The 12,494-nt window shown below is 35.7% G+C and carries 12 protein-coding genes, 1 tRNA gene and 1 rRNA gene; 5 read left to right on the forward strand and 9 right to left on the reverse strand.

Going from position 1 to position 12,494, the window contains the following annotated elements; genetic code table 11:
• Positions 1–15 precede the first annotated feature (15 nt).
• Both rrf and NO995_RS13750 read left to right on the forward strand, forming a co-directional pair.
• Positions 16–124, forward strand: a 5S ribosomal RNA gene (gene rrf / locus NO995_RS13745).
• Positions 125–203: 79 nt separating this feature from the next.
• A tRNA-Lys gene (locus NO995_RS13750) sits at positions 204–276 on the forward strand.
• A 213-nt stretch (positions 277–489) separates the two neighbouring features.
• Here the strand turns inward: NO995_RS13750 and NO995_RS13755 are convergent.
• A complete protein-coding gene (locus NO995_RS13755; protein WP_258228019.1) occupies positions 490–1,392 on the reverse strand; it encodes a NifU family protein in 903 nt (300 codons plus the stop codon).
• A gap of 148 nt (positions 1,393–1,540) precedes the next feature.
• Between NO995_RS13755 and NO995_RS13760 the strand changes: the two genes are divergently transcribed.
• Positions 1,541–2,545 carry a type IX secretion system membrane protein PorP/SprF gene (locus NO995_RS13760; protein ID WP_258228020.1) on the forward strand — a complete coding sequence of 335 codons (1,005 nt, stop codon included), beginning with the start codon at positions 1,541–1,543 and terminating at the stop codon, positions 2,543–2,545.
• A 17-nt stretch (positions 2,546–2,562) separates the two neighbouring features.
• Positions 2,563–3,081, forward strand: coding sequence for a gamma carbonic anhydrase family protein (locus NO995_RS13765; protein ID WP_188216762.1), 519 nt, complete (start codon positions 2,563–2,565; stop codon positions 3,079–3,081).
• A 140-nt stretch (positions 3,082–3,221) separates the two neighbouring features.
• Here the strand turns inward: NO995_RS13765 and murI are convergent, their stop codons facing one another.
• The 8 genes from murI to NO995_RS13805 form a co-directional block, all read right to left on the reverse strand.
• The gene (gene murI / locus NO995_RS13770) at positions 3,222–4,001 is read right to left on the reverse strand and encodes a glutamate racemase (protein ID WP_258228021.1); all 780 of its coding nucleotides are present in this window, start codon (positions 3,999–4,001) and stop codon (positions 3,222–3,224) included.
• A 67-nt stretch (positions 4,002–4,068) separates the two neighbouring features.
• Entirely contained in the window at positions 4,069–4,575 is a 507-nt protein-coding gene (locus tag NO995_RS13775; protein WP_188216760.1) for an OmpH family outer membrane protein, read from the reverse strand.
• Positions 4,576–4,614: 39 nt separating this feature from the next.
• Entirely contained in the window at positions 4,615–5,625 is a 1,011-nt protein-coding gene (locus tag NO995_RS13780; protein WP_258228022.1) for an OmpH family outer membrane protein, read from the reverse strand.
• Positions 5,626–5,880: 255 nt separating this feature from the next.
• Positions 5,881–8,493 (reverse strand): outer membrane protein assembly factor BamA, encoded by a 2,613-nt coding sequence (bamA, locus tag NO995_RS13785; RefSeq protein WP_375141559.1) that lies wholly within the window; start codon positions 8,491–8,493, stop codon positions 5,881–5,883.
• The gene (locus NO995_RS13790; protein ID WP_258228269.1) at positions 8,465–9,205 is read right to left on the reverse strand and encodes an isoprenyl transferase; all 741 of its coding nucleotides are present in this window, start codon (positions 9,203–9,205) and stop codon (positions 8,465–8,467) included. Before NO995_RS13790 ends, bamA begins: the two co-directional genes overlap by 29 nt.
• A 1-nt stretch (position 9,206) precedes the next feature.
• Complete coding sequence (locus NO995_RS13795; protein ID WP_258228023.1) at positions 9,207–9,893, reverse strand: DUF6089 family protein; 687 nt, start codon at positions 9,891–9,893, stop codon at positions 9,207–9,209.
• Positions 9,894–9,992: 99 nt separating this feature from the next.
• A complete protein-coding gene (locus NO995_RS13800) occupies positions 9,993–10,877 on the reverse strand; it encodes an NAD kinase (RefSeq protein WP_240573813.1) in 885 nt (294 codons plus the stop codon).
• 62 nt (positions 10,878–10,939) lie between these two features.
• Positions 10,940–11,599 carry an acetoin utilization protein acuB gene (locus NO995_RS13805; protein ID WP_258228024.1) on the reverse strand — a complete coding sequence of 220 codons (660 nt, stop codon included), beginning with the start codon at positions 11,597–11,599 and terminating at the stop codon, positions 10,940–10,942.
• A 178-nt stretch (positions 11,600–11,777) separates the two neighbouring features.
• On the opposite strand from NO995_RS13805, the gene NO995_RS13810 reads away from it, so the two are divergent.
• On the forward strand, positions 11,778–12,494 hold the full coding sequence (locus NO995_RS13810) for a pyridoxine 5'-phosphate synthase (RefSeq protein WP_258228025.1): 717 nt from the start codon (positions 11,778–11,780) through the stop codon (positions 12,492–12,494).

Genomic DNA, 12,494 nt, shown 5'->3' on the forward strand with positions numbered 1-12,494 from the left:
CAACAACCTAAAATTTAAGGTGATTATAGCGACGGGGCTCACCTCTTACCATTCCGAACAGAGAAGTTAAGCCCGTTAGCGCCGATGGTACTGCCATTTGTGGGAGAGTAGGTCGTTGCCTTTTTTGATCCTCAGTCTTATAGAATAGACTGAGGATTTTTTATTATATGCCTTGTGTAATGACAGAGACATGAGCCATGAAAGACTAGGTAGCTCAGCTGGTAGAGCATAACACTTTTAATGTTAGGGTCCTGGGTTCGAACCCCAGCCTGGTCACAAAATTTCAAATATCAAAAGCCTTTATCATTATCGATAAAGGCTTTTTTGTTTAGTATACATTTTACCGGAGAGTTATTTTAAAGGCTTTACACGACGCTTTTATTGCTTTTGGATACTAATTATATCAAATGCAATAGCAGACGGTTTAAGTCATAAAAAAAGCGCTCATTTAATTATGAGCGCTTGAGGGTATTTTGTGTGGAAATTGTATTAACCGTTGATAGCTTCAACTGTGTTAACTTTTCCTTGTAGCATTTCTTTCAGCATATTTTCAATACCACTTTTAAGAGTGAATGTAGACGATGGACATCCGCTACAAGCGCCTTGTAAAAGAACGCTAACATTTTTAGTGTTTTCATCGTAAGAGATGAATTGAATGTTTCCTCCATCACTAGCTACAGCTGGTTTAACGTATTCCTCCAGAATGTTTATAATTTGTTTCGAAGTGTCATCTAAAGCATCAAAATTAGAGTCTAATTGTTCTGTAGATTTCTGTAACTGTTCTGCAGCACCGGCAACTACAACTTCTTTTCCATTTTCAATATAGTTCTTAATAAACTCACGTAATTCTATAGTGATGTCTTGCCATTCGGCAACGTCGTATTTTGTAATAGATACGTAGTTTTCTTCAATAAATACACTTTTAACAAAAGGGAAATGGAATAACTCGGTTGCAAGAGGTGATAGTTTGGCCTCGTCGATAGACGTGAATTCAAATAAAGCTGTTACGATTTTCTTGTTAGCGACAAATTTCATAACCGATGGGTTTGGTGTGCTTTCAGCATAAACGGTAACAGGAACTTTTTTAGATTCTGCTGTTGTTTCAATTACAATTCCGCCATCATTTAAATATGATTCAATTTGTTCTGCCATTTCATCCTGGACATCACTCCACTCTACAATACTGTACCGCTCTACAGCAATAAAGTTTCCTGAGATGTATACTTTTTTCACAAATGGTAAATAGAATAATTGTTGTGCTAACGGAGAAGATTTAGCCTCATCAATATTGTTAAATTCAAAACTTTGATGTTGTGTAATAAATTCGTTTAGTTCGAATTTTACTATCGTATTATTGGTTGTTTCTCTTACCGAAACTTTGTATGTTTTCATTTTAGCTAATTTTTTACAAAAATACTAAAAGAAAACTTTAGTTATCCATATATTTGAGTTTTGTTGCCTCTTATTGAACCGGTTAAAAGACGAGTTTTGTGACATAAAGGTAACCTCAAAACAATTCAATTTATAGTGTAAACTTAATATGAAATTAAAAAGCTTTTTAATCGCAACCATTAGTGTGTTGTTTGTTCAAGTCGCATTTTCTCAAGAAGGTTTACCTATATATACCGATTATCTTACCGACAATTATTATTTAATTCACCCGTCGATGGCTGGGGCTGCTAATTGTGCCAAGGTTAGGTTAACAGGACGTCAACAGTGGTTTGGACATGAAGACGCACCACGATTAATGACTTTAAGTGTTAATAGTAGAATTGGAGAATCGTCTTCAGCAATAGGTGGAATTCTATTTAAAGATAAGAACGGGTATCATTCGCAGAACGGTGCTTACGCAACCTATGCGCATCATTTAATGTTTTCTAGAAGTGAAGTCGATTTAAATATGTTATCGTTTGGTTTAAGTGCTGGGGTTATTCAGTATCGCTTAGACGAAACCTCATTTTTATTTGATGGTCCAGATCCTATCATTGATGGAACGGTACAAAACGAAACCAATTTTAATATGGACTTCGGATTTTCGTATCAGTTTTTAGATTTTTATTTACATGGAACGGTAAAGAATGTTTTAAATAATTCAGGAATAAACCGAGATATCAATATTACAAGTAATTTAAGACGTTATTTACTAACTACAGGATATGTATATAGTAAATACGGTAGCGAATGGAGTTTTGAACCTTCTGTAATGTTTCAGTATCGTGAGGCGACTAAGGAGGCAGCAATAGATATTAATGCTAAAGCTTATAAATCGATGGATTTCGGAACCATTTGGGGAGGTTTGTCGTATAGAAACAGTTTCGATGGTGCCGAGTATACCAACTCGGGAACTGATGTTAAGAGTCAACGTTTAAATCAATTCACGCCTATTTTAGGAATCAATTACAATAAGTTTATGTTTGCTTATACGTATACGTATCAAAGTAATTCTGTCGTATATACCAACGGTGGGTTTCATCAATTTACTTTAGGATATAACTTTGGGTGTCGTCGTCAGCGTTATGATTGTAATTGTCCTGCCGTAAATTAAATTTTTCAAAATTCAATATGCCTTTAATAAAACCTGTAAATGGAAAATCGCCTCAAATTCCCGAGGATTGTTATATAGCTGAAAATGCGACTATAGTTGGAGATGTAACGATGGGTGAGGAATGTAGCGTATGGTTTAATGCTGTAATTCGTGGGGATGTGCATTATATAAAAATGGGGAATAAGGTGAATGTGCAGGATGGTGCTGTTATTCATGCCACGTATCAAACCGCACCAACAAACATTGGAAATAATGTTTCTATCGGACATAATGCCTTGGTTCATGGTTGTACCATTCACGATAATGTGTTAATAGGTATGGGGAGCATTGTAATGGACGATTGTGTGATTGAAAGTAATAGTATTATAGCAGCAGGTGCGGTGTTAACTCAAAATACACATGTAGAATCCGGAAGTATTTATGCCGGTGTTCCAGCAAAGAAAATCAAGGATATCAGTCAGGAGCTCATTTCGGGACAAATCGATCGTATTGCTAATAACTACGTAAAGTATTCCAGTTGGTTTAAAGAAGATTAGGGCATTACCCTTCGGGTCGCGTTTTATTCGTGAGACTCTATTTTAAATTAATGAGCTCATGAATATAAATATTTCAGCTGTCGCTTATCAATATAAAATTGGCAGAGCTCCAATAAATGCTTCAATCGCTAATGCAAAAGTTAAAAGTTTAGATAACTCACTTCAAATTTATCATCTAATAAGCTTGCCATAACATCAGGATTTCCATTGGTGAAAAAGGTGTTTTCTGGTTTGTCGGTTTGCATGTTTAGAAGGCCATGATTTTCTAAAACGGCTTTGGTTTGTTTCGCTACAGCAGCACCAGAATCTATAATTTTCACTTGCTTTGGAAGTAATTCTAAAAGTAAAGACATTAAATAGGGGTAATGCGTACAACCTAAAACCAGATAATCAATGTTGGCATCAATCATAGGTTGTAGATGCTTTGTTAACAATTGGCGCATGTCTTCAGAATACACTTGTCCAGCTTCAATTAGTTCAACAATACCTTCACCAACCTGTTCGATAACTTTAATATTACTGGCAAAAAGGCCAGACGTTTTAGAGAAGAGTTCGCTACTTAAAGTACCTTTAGTTGCTAAAATCCCTACACTGTTTGTTTTGGTTTGCAAAGCAGCTGGTTTAATGGCCGGTTCAATACCAATAAATGGAATATCATAGTTAGCTCTTAAAATACTTATGGCATTCGTGGTTGCTGTATTGCATGCCACAACAATAAGTTTACACCCCTGGCTAATTAAATATTCGGTGTTTTTGATACTTAATTCAATAATTTTGTCTTTGCCCTTTAAGCCATAAGGGGCATTGGCACTATCGGCAAGGTAGATGGTGTTTTCGTAAGGTAAAAGGGCGTGTATTTCTTTCCAGATTGAGGTGCCTCCAACACCAGAATCGAAAATGCCAATAGGTTGTTTGCTCATAGTAACAAAAATAAAAAAAGCTGCTTTGTGAAAAGCAGCTTTTAATTAAATTTCTAAATAAAGATGATTAGATACCTAATTCTTTCTTTACATCGTTTAATAAGTCTTTACCATCAGCTAAGATTGTTACACCTTGAGCAGAATCTAAAACGTAATCAAAACCTTGAGCTCTTGCTACTTTTAAGATCGCAGTTCTAGCTTTTTCAGTAATAGGTTTTAATAAGTCCATTTCTTTCTTTTGTAAATCTTTTTGAGCATCAGACTGGAATTGTTGAATACGCATTTGCTTTTCTTGTAATTCCTGCATTCTCTTTGCGTTTTCTTCTTCTGTTTTAGTTGCAGCTTCTGCGTCGTATTGTTTTGCTGTATTTTGGTATTCTGTAATTGAAGCTTGCATATCGGTTTGATATGTTTTGCTTAAAGTCTCAAGTTGAGTTTGTGCAGCTTTCATCTCCGGCATTGCCTGAATTAACTCCTGAGTGTTAATATGAGCTACTTTACTTTGTGCATTTGATAAAGTTACAGATGCAACACATAGTACAGTTGCTAATAAAAGGTTCTTTAATTGTTTCATTTTTAAAAAAGTATTAAGTGTGTGTTTTAAATTGTTTAATTAATTATTGTTGTTGATACTATCTCTCTCGCGTTGTCTTTCTTCTAATATTTTTTGTCTTTTTTCTTCTAATTCTTTTTTTCTGGCCTCGCGTTCGGCTAATTTTTTCTGTCTGTTCTCTTCTATAAGCTGAGCCTGAGTTTTTACTTCACCTGTGCTTTCCGCAGCTTTGGCATCTGTGCTTGTTTTGGCATCAGAAGCTGCATCTTCGGTTTTTTCAGTGCTTTGTTTTCTGGCATCTAATTTGGCTTGTTTTGCAGCTTCGCGTTCTGCAAGTATTTGCTGGCGACGTTCTTCGGCTTCTTTTTGTTTGGCCTCACGCTCCGCTAAAATTTCTTGTCTGCGCAATTCAACAGCACTTTCTCTTGCGGCTTGTTTTTCCTGTAATGCTTTTTCTCGAGCTTCTAATTCTTCATTAATTTCAGGAACTAATTCTTCATCTTCGGCAGCACGTTTTTCAGCTTTAGACTGGGCCTGTGTACGTTTTGCTGTTCTACTAATACTTCTTATAATCTGTTCGCTTAAATCGAATTGTTTCGCAGAATATAACATAGTAGCTTCAGAGGATTTATCAAAGATGAAATCGTATTTTCTGCTTGTTGCAATATCCTGAACAGCTGCGAAAATTTGGTCTTGAATAGGTTGCATCAATTGACGTTTTTGAATGAACAAATCGCCGTTAGGGCCAAAACGCTTTTGTTGATAATCTAGTATTTCCTGCTCTTCAAAAGCAATATCTTCTTCACGTTCTTCGATAAGCTCTTTGGTTAAAAGAGCTTTTTCGTTACTCAGGTCTTTTCGTTTTTGTTCGACAGCACTTAGTTTAGTGTCGATTTCAGATTTCCATTTGTTGGCTTTATCGTTAAGTTGAGATGTAGCCTCTTGGTATTCCGGAACGTTTTCTAATATGTACTCTGTGTCTATATATGCTATTCTAACCCCGCGTTGTGCATGAGAAGCAAAGCTTAATGTAAAAACTAGTATCAGTAAAAAAAGAACGTTATTTTTCATCTGTTAAGTTTTTTAATTTATTGGTTATAAATTCTAAAAAGACAGATGATATTTTTGTTTCTGCCACGATTAGAACTGATTTTTTTATTGGTTAAAGTTCGTTATTCAAGTGATCAAATGGTTGACGCAAAATAAACATTTTCCTCGGTATGAAAAATTTTAGAATGCTCATTTTAAAATAAACGAAATTTAATTTCAAAAATTTCAATTCTTCTGCAAATACTTATAATGTTATTAGAAAATATCGTGCCAAAATTAAAATTGTTGTCCAATGATAAAGTGCGTTTGCCATCCACTCTTAGTCGCTTCTCCTGGAATTGGGTCGAATCCGTGACCGAAATCGATACCTAATAATCCGAAAGCAGGCATAAAGATTCTAAGTCCAAGACCTGCAGAACGTTGTAGGTCGAAAGGATTATAATCTTTAAATTCGTTATATGAAGCACCTGCTTCAAGGAATGTTAATCCGTAAATTTTAGCCGAAGCTTTTAATGTAATTGGATAACGTAACTCTAAAGAGAATTTATTGTAAATGGTACCACCATCGTTTGTAGATAACGATTGGTTAGGGTAACCACGTAATGCGATAGCTTCTCTACCATCTAAACTGTAACTTCCTAAACCGTCACCTCCAAGGAAGAATCTTTCAAAAGGAATTACCCCACGGTCTTGGTTATAAGCACCTAAGAAACCAAATTCTACACTAGGCTTTAATACTAAATCTTTAAAGATTTGTGTGTACCAGTCTGCCTTGAATTTTACTTTATAAAATTCTAACCAGTTGTAACGTTCTTGGTCGATTTCAGAAATTCTAGTGTTAGCATCAGATAATTCAGTTTCAGTAGAGTTAGAGTCTGTTAAGACAGCTACATTATCATCTCTTTCCGCTTTAAGTGCCGAATAGTCTACACCATTTACTAAAGAGTATGGGAATGATAATTTTGCGGTAACTGCAAAGTTAGAACCTCCTGTTGGATAAATAGGGTCTACACTTGTGTTGTTTCTGCTTAAACCAACAGTATATGATAAGTTGTTTGAGAAACCATCACCGAATGTAAATAATCCGGTGTTATAGTTGTTTAAGTCGTAACGTTGGTAACTGATAGCCTGAGACAATGTAAAGTAATCATCAGGAACCTGTAAACGTTTTGCTAAACCAAAAGTAATACCTGTAATATTGAAACTTCTAGATTTATCGGCATTACCTGTTTGATAGTCGTATAAGAACTGTTTTGTATGTGATAACGATGATGAAAACTGTACCGGACGTTTTCCTCCCATCCAAGGTTCAGAGAACGAAAAACTATAGGTTTGATAAAAACGACTGGCTTGTAAACGTAATGCTAATTTTTGACCATCTCCCATTGGGATTGGCTTATAAGCATCTTTCTTGAAGATATCTTTAATTGCAAAGTTGTTAAACGATAATCCTAAGGTTCCGATGAAACCTCCACCACCGTAACCACCTTGAAGCTCAATCTGGCTCGATCCGGTTTCTTTTACAGAGTATTCCATATCGATGGTTCCTTCATTAGGATTAGCATTTTTAAAGTCAGGAGAGATTTCCTGAGCATCAAAGAATCCTAACTGACCAAGCTCACGAACGGTACGAACCACATTCGCTTTACTGTATAATTGTCCCGGACGGGTACGAATTTCACGATAGATAACGTGGTCGTTTGTTTTGTCGTTTCCAACAACCGATACACTGTTAAAGTAAGCTGGTTTACCTTCGGTAATTCTTACTTCCATATCGATTACATTGTTATCGGCACTTACTTCAACCGGGTTGATTTGTGAGAATAAATAACCGTTGTTTTGGTATAAGTTGGTGATGTCGTCACCATCTGGTTTAGAATCATCAGCAATGCGCTTTTGAAGTAATACCCCATTATAGGTGTCTCCTTTTCTAATACGTAAAACGCGATTTAATAGGTCGTTAGAGTATACGGTATTACCAATAAAAGTGATGTCTCCAAACGTATATTTTTCGCCTTCTTCAACATTAATGTTTAATGAAATGGTTTTATCGCTGTTAATAGAAATACTGTCTGAAAGTACGCGGGCATCACGATAACCATTTTCTTTGTATTTGTCAACAAGGCTTACAAGATCTTCTTTATAATCGGCCTCAATATACTTTGAACGTTTTAGAACACGAATCGGGTTTTTTTGTTTCGTGTTTTTCATGCTTTTACGAAGTGTTTTGTCGGTTAAAACTTCATTTCCGTTAAACACGATATGATCGATTTTTACTTTTTCACCTTTATCAATGTTAACAAGCATATTAACTCTGGCCGTAGGTAAAGAGTCTTTTACTTCTTTGGTATCTATATAAACTTTAGTGTTTAAAAACCCTTCTTTTTTATACTTGCTGGTTAAGTAGTTTTTAGTTGTTGTTATTAAGTTTTCTGTAACCTTAACCCCTTTATTAAGTTTATTGTCTTTTATAATACCTTCAACCTTACCTTTTTTAACGCCGTTAACTTTTAATTCGTTAAGTTGTGGAAGGTCAGATAATCTGATTTCAAGGAACGCTGTATCACCTTCAACTTTGGTGATGTAAATTTCAATATCGCTGAATAGTTTTGAGTTCCAAAGTTTTTTAATGGCAGCACTAATATCTTCACCAGGAATGGTAATTTCCTGTCCTTTTCTTAATCCGGAATAGGTAATTATGGTTTGTTCTTCAAACGCGGTGTTTCCCAGTACGGTTATATCTCCCAGTGTATATTCTCGACCTTGATTATAAGGTATTTCTTGTGCTTGAATGGTAAGGCTACATGCAAAAAGTAATATTGCGAAGCAGTGTTTAATATAATTTGTCAAAGGTAGTTTATTAGCTAAGTTGTTCACTTGTTTTCCCAAATCGTCGTTCTCTTTTTTGATATTCTATAATAGCTTCATACAAATGCTCCTTTGTAAAATCCGGCCATAAAACGCTAGTAAAATACAATTCGGCATATGCGATTTGCCAAAGTAAAAAGTTGCTTATGCGTTGCTCTCCACTGGTTCTAATAAGCAAGTCTACATCTGGTAAACCATGCGTGTAAAGATGCTCATTTATAATTGATTCATCAATCTTTTCCGGCGAAATTATGTTATTTTTAACTTTAATACTAATCTCTTTAACAGTATTTAGTAATTCTTCGCGCGAACCATAGCTTAAAGCCAGCGTTAAAGTCATTCTGCTGTTACTTTTTGTCTGTTCTATGACCTCCTGAAGCTCGGCATACACTTTTTTGGGTAAGTTGTTTAAGCAGCCAATAGCTGAGAGTTTTATGTTATTTTCCTGAAGTGTTTTTATTTCTTTTTTTAATGAATTAACAAGTAATTTCATTAAAGTATCGACTTCTAATTTAGGGCGATTCCAGTTTTCTGTAGAAAAGGCGTAAAGGGTTAGGTTTTCAACACCCAGTTCTGCACAGCATTCAACGGCTTCTTTTACAGCTTTTGTTCCATTTTCATGACCAAAGGCACGTATCATGCCTTTTTGTTTAGCCCAACGACCATTGCCATCCATAATAATAGCAATGTGTTTGGGTAGTTTGTTAGGTTGTATGCTTTCTCTTAAATTCATTTTAATTTGTACAATAACAAGGCTTTTCTCCAAAGGTATAGGTTAGTGTCACACCAGAGAATACATACCAGTCATTGTTATTTATATTTCCAAATCTGTAGGGTTGCAGATTGCTATCGGCAGGTGTACTGCCATCAAGACCATCTGTAAAGGTGTAGCGCGCTCCAACTTCTACAGCTAATATTAATCCGTTAATAAACGTTGTTTTTACACCCAGTGCCATCGGTATTCCGACGGTCCAACTCGAACTGCCTTCGTCGGTTTGTTCACCGTTAACAAAGTAAGTATCATCATAGTTTGTTAAACTTAACCCGGTAAATAAATACGGTGTGGTTAGTTTACGTCCTGTGTGTAAATCGAAATCCATGAAGGTAAATTCCATTCCGGCAGCAATTTCTAGGATGCCGTTAGAGAATTCGTAACCACGTTGCTGACGCCTCGGGTCATCAGATTTTGAGTCTAAGCCTTCTAAATCACTAAAGATAACAGAAGCACGATAAGAGTGGCGTTTACTGCGGTTCCATTTATAAATTCCACCTATTGCCAATTGATTAGGAGAGATGTAATTGGTCGCTCCGACATCGCCAATAAAATTACTGCCTCCTAAATAAACTCCTATTTCGTGAATTTGAGCATAACTAACTTGAATGCTTAAAATGCTTATTATCAATACGGTTAAATACCTCATAAATGTTCGAAAGATTGCAAATATAATAAATATGATTAGCCAATAACAATTTGCTATAAATTGTATTAGTCTAAAACAACATTTCTGTAAAAATATTGTCTAATTGCGCTTGTCTTCGCCCCAAAGTAATTTTTTTCGCAGTGTAGTTAAAAAGCTTTCATTTAAAAGATCAATCATTTTAATGGTGAAGTCGGCTTTTTTAATGGTTATCATAGTTCCGTTCTCTAAAGTGGCAATTCTGGAATCTAATGATATTAAATGGCTGTCTTCGCGACCGGCCACTTTTAACTGAATTTCGGTAGAGTCAGGAATAATTAAAGGGCGTGCACTTAGGTTGTGCGGAGCAATTGGTGCCAACACAAAGCTGTTGTTGCTTGGCGTGATTACCGGACCACCACAACTAAGAGAATAACCGGTAGACCCCGTTGGTGTAGAGATAATTAATCCGTCACTCCAGTATGACGTTAGGTATTCACCATCTAAATGGGTTTCAACGGTAATCATGGAGGTGGTGTTTTTTCGGCTTATAGCAACCTCGTTTAATGCGAAATTAAGCGCACTTATTTCTTTGTTTTCTGGAGAGGTTTCTACCGATAATAAACTGCGTTCCGATATTTTGTATTTACCGTCAATAATATTTTGAATAGCGCTTTCGATCTGATCGACCTGTATGGTTGCTAAAAATCCTAAACGCCCGGTATTGATGCCGATAATTGGAATATCCATATCCTTAACAAAAATGATGGCCCGTAAAATGGTACCATCACCACCAATACTTACCAGAAAGTCGAAAGACTTATCTAGTTTGTCGAAAGTTTTAAACGATCGGTACTCGTCTATATGAGGAGAATTTTCTTTTATAAGGTTGAAAAATTCGGTTTCGATGTAAGCATCGGCATCTTTTTCTAGTAAATAGGCAAATAAGCGTTCAACCGAAGTTGTTGTCGTTTCGTTGTAAAAGCGTCCAAAAACAGCAACTTTCATAGGTGTCTTTTTTAATTGAATTAAATAGAAGCAGCGTTTAAAAAGCGGCTAATATTTAAAAGTTAAATATTAAGGTATTTATTCAGGTAATCTGATCGTTCTTTCAGGCTTTCTAAATAACGGTCTTCATCATGGCCAGAAATGACATTGTAGCTGTATCTTCTAAAGGTTTGTATAATATCACTGATTCCTCCGGTACTTATTTTTAGGGTGATTTGAATTAAATCGGAATTCATTTTAGAAACAAAAGCACCTAAAAGTCGGCCGTTATTCGATTCAACAATCTGGCTGATTTCACTAAATGAATAATCGTTAATGCCTTTTTCAACCACGACAACGCCACCGGCTTCAGAGAAAAAAGGCGATTCATTAAATAAACTAATAACATCATTTAATTCATAATAACCTAAATATCTGTTATCGGCACCTAAAACAGGCATAATATTGGTAGAATTCACTGCAAAGGCTTCTAAAACATCTAACCAAAGTGTAGTGTCGCGAACATAGAAATCTTCTAGAGTGTATCGATAATCGTTAACGGATTTATCGCTTTCAACACAATGCGCATCGGTTTCAGAAAAACAGCCTAAATACGTATTGTTATCATCTTGAATAGGAAGGTGAGACCATGTTAATTGGTTAAACACTTTCTGTAACTCACTAATTTTACTATTGTAATTTAGTGGTTTTACATCGTTAATTATGTATTGTGATAATTTCATGTGTTATACTTTGTTGTTTTTTATGGACACATGGAATACCCGAATTAACTCGCCGTAATGCGACTTAAGTTTCATCATGGGTATTTCATTATCTTACGTTTATCCTATGCAAATTAATCAAAAAAAAAGTACATAAGCCTGTTCTACTTTGTATTTTTGTCTTTTAAAACAGCAATACATGACAAAGCTTAGTGTAAATATAAATAAGATCGCAACGTTAAGAAACTCCAGAGGTGGCGATTTGCCTAATGTGGTGCAATTTGCAAAAGATGTTCAGGAGTTTGGAGCCGAAGGTGTTACCATACATCCAAGACCAGACGAACGCCATATTCGTTACCAGGATGCGCGCGATTTAAAACCTGTAGTTTATACTGAATATAATATTGAAGGAAACCCGATACAATCGTTTATTGATTTGGTGTTGGAAGTGAAGCCAACTCAGGTGACTTTAGTGCCAGATGCCGAAGATGCCATTACCAGTAATGCAGGTTGGGATACTATTAAACATAAAGGTTTTTTAATTGATGTGATTAAGGAATTTCAACAGAATGGTATTCGTACTTCTATTTTTGTTGATCCGGTTTTAGAACAAATTGAAGGTGCAAAAGAAACCGGGACCGATCGCATTGAGTTGTATACTGAAGCATTTGCTCACCAATATGGTTTAGGGAATGAGAGTGCCATTAAACCTTATGCAGACTGTGCCATATTGGCAAATAAGCTAGGTCTAGGCGTTAATGCAGGACACGATTTGTCTTTAGATAATATTAAATTTTTTAGTGATAACATTCCTGGCCTTTTAGAGGTGTCTATCGGGCATGCTTTAGTTGCTGAGAGTTTATATTTAGGAGTGGAAAACGTGATTCAAATGTATTTACGAAAGCTGAAAAAATAA

The organism is Aestuariibaculum sp. M13 (assembly GCF_024723255.1).
Lineage (GTDB): Bacteria > Bacteroidota > Bacteroidia > Flavobacteriales > Flavobacteriaceae > Aestuariibaculum > Aestuariibaculum lutulentum.